2 protein-coding genes are annotated in these 1,629 nt (G+C 61.6%); both read left to right on the top strand.

Translation table 11 applies throughout. The features are described 5' to 3' along the window. Window positions 1-690: electron transfer flavoprotein subunit beta/FixA family protein (locus tag J7413_RS20390; RefSeq protein ID WP_209101859.1), on the top strand; the 690-nt coding region annotated here is incomplete at its 5' end. Beyond that, window positions 690-1,619: an FAD-binding protein gene (locus J7413_RS20385; RefSeq protein WP_209101856.1), complete on the top strand. Its 930-nt coding sequence runs from the start codon at window positions 690-692 to the stop codon at window positions 1,617-1,619. The genes J7413_RS20390 and J7413_RS20385, both read left to right, overlap by 1 nt. Window positions 1,620-1,629: the final 10 nt, after the last annotated feature.

Below are 1,629 nucleotides of genomic sequence, written 5' to 3'. Positions count from 1 at the left end.
AGCGGAGTTGATCTCGCCAATGTCAAAATGTCGATGAACCCATTTGACGAGATTGCCGTCGAAGAGGCCATCCGTCTCAAGGAAGCCGGCAAAGCAGACGAAGTTGTGGCTGTTTCGATCGGTGTGAAGCAAGCTCAGGAAACCCTGCGCACCGCGCTGGCCATGGGCGCAGACCGCGCCATCCTGGTTGTGGCTGCTGACGATGTGCATCAGGACATCGAGCCGCTGGCCGTGGCCAAGATCCTGGCCAAAGTGGTCGAAGAAGAGCAGCCGGGCCTCGTGCTCTGCGGCAAACAGGCGATCGATAACGATATGAACGCCACCGGCCAGATGCTGTCCGCGCTCTTGGGCTGGTCCCAGGCGACCTTCGCCTCTGAGGTGGACATCGACGGCGACAAAGCGGTTGTGACCCGCGAAGTGGACGGCGGTCTGCAGACCATCAAGGTCTCCACCCCGACCATCATCTCGGTGGACCTGCGCCTGAACGAGCCGCGCTATGCGTCTCTGCCAAACATCATGAAAGCCAAGAAAAAGCCGCTGGATGAGAAAACGGCTGCTGACTACGGCGTCGATGTCACCCCGCGTCTGGAAGTGGTGAAAACCACTGAGCCGTCCGAGCGCGCCGCAGGCATCATGGTTGGCTCTGTTGATGAGCTGGTTGCAAAACTCAAAGAAGCGGGGGCTGTATAATGGCTGTTCTTCTTCTCGCAGAAGTTACCAACGGTGAGCTGGCGCTGGACGCCACCGCCAAAGCTGTCTCCGCCGCCAAGGCGCTGGGGGACGTGACCGTTCTGGCCGCAGGCGCATCCGCTGCCGCTGCTGGCGACGCTGCCGCGAAAATCGACGGTGTGGCGAAGGTTCTGGTGGCAGAAGATGCCGCTCTGGGCCACCGTCTGGCCGAGCCGACCGCGGCGCTGATCGCGTCTCTGGCGGGCGACTACAGCCACATCGTGGCCCCGGCCACCACCGACGCCAAAAACGTGATGCCCCGCGTGGCCGCGCTTCTGGACGTGATGGTGCTGTCTGATGTGACCGCGGTTGTGGATGGCGACACGTTTGAGCGTCCGATCTACGCAGGCAACGCGATCCAGACTGTGAAGTCGTCCGATGCCAAGAAGGTCATCACCTTCCGCACCGCAAGCTTTGACGCGGCCGGCGAAGGCGGCTCTGCCTCCGTGGAAACCGTGGGCGCAGCAGAAAACCCCGGCCTGTCTGAATGGGTTGAGGACAAAGTGGCCGAGAGCGACCGTCCAGAACTCACCTCCGCAGGTGTGGTTGTCTCCGGTGGCCGTGGTGTCGGCTCTGAAGATGACTTCAAAATCATCGAAGCGCTGGCAGACAAGCTGGGCGCCGCTGTTGGGGCGTCGCGCGCGGCGGTGGACTCCGGCTATGCGCCAAACGACTGGCAGGTCGGTCAGACCGGCAAGGTTGTGGCGCCTGAGCTCTACATCGCAGCGGGCATCTCCGGCGCGATTCAGCACCTTGCGGGCATGAAAGACTCAAAGATCATCGTCGCGATCAACAAAGACGAAGAAGCCCCAATCTTCCAGGTGGCAGACTACGGCCTCGTCGCAGACCTCTTTGACGCCGTTCCAGCCCTCACCGAAAAACTCGGATAAGCTGGACAGC

It is taken from the genome of Shimia sp. R10_1 (assembly GCF_017744095.1).
GTDB lineage: Bacteria > Pseudomonadota > Alphaproteobacteria > Rhodobacterales > Rhodobacteraceae > Shimia.
This window is presented reverse-complemented; position numbering and strand designations above follow the sequence as displayed.

Coding starts and splice junctions, on each gene's coding strand:
- J7413_RS20385 (WP_209101856.1), top strand. CDS start 690: ATGGCTGTTCTTCTTCTCGCAGAAGTTACCAACGGTGAGCTGGCGCTG.